The organism is Streptomyces bobili (genome assembly GCF_002154575.1).
GTDB classification, from domain to species: Bacteria; Actinomycetota; Actinomycetes; order Streptomycetales; family Streptomycetaceae; genus Streptomyces; species Streptomyces bobili.
The window spans coordinates 1-546 of the sequence record NZ_MUBA01000922.1 but is presented as its reverse complement, the minus strand read 5'-3'; the positions used below and the strand labels follow the sequence as shown (position 1 = coordinate 546).

The following is a 546-nucleotide window of genomic DNA, read 5'->3' as shown; positions in this document are numbered from 1 at the left end:
CGAGCTGGAGCTGAGCGAGGAGCTGCTGGCCGGGCTCGCCGAGGTGTTCCCGGGCCCGGGTCCGTCCCCGGAGGCCTTCGCCTGGTAGGCGGGCGGGTACAGCCTGCGGCACGGGCGCGCGCCAGCGTCCGGCGGCGGTGCGCGGCGGCTCTCGGTTACCTTCCGAGCGCCGCCGCCACCGCGACCAACACGAACATCAATACGAGCGCACCGGCCATGATCCGGTTCCGGGTCTTCGGGTCCACCCTTCGAGCCTAACCGGCCCCGCCGAGCGCCCAGCGGCCGACCGGCACATAGTGCGGCTGCTCCCCCGGCACCCCGGACCTCGGCAGGTCGCTGCGCACGAGCGTCAGCTCCCGTACGGTCCACTCGCGGCCGGCGAAGTCGTGCAGCGAGTCGACGTACGGGCGGGGGTCGAGGGCCTCGCGGCTGCGGGCCACCGTCAGGTGTGCCTTGTAGCGGCGGTGCTCCCCCAGGTCCACGCCCGCCTTGCGGCCCGCGGCCTCCGCCCGGTCGGCCAGCAGCCGCAGTTCCGCCACCCCGCCC

Annotated in this window: 1 protein-coding gene and 1 pseudogene; one reads left to right on the top strand and one right to left on the bottom strand. The window is 75.5% G+C overall.

Features of this window, described 5'->3' with window-relative positions:
• Positions 1–88 (top strand): annotated as a pseudogene (locus tag BZL64_RS41855) (aldo/keto reductase); the annotation flags it as partial.
• Positions 89–254: 166 nt separating this feature from the next.
• Here the strand turns inward: BZL64_RS41855 and BZL64_RS38720 are convergent.
• Positions 255–546 (bottom strand): 2'-5' RNA ligase family protein (locus tag BZL64_RS38720; RefSeq protein ID WP_279634669.1); only part of this gene is annotated, 292 nt, incomplete at its 5' end.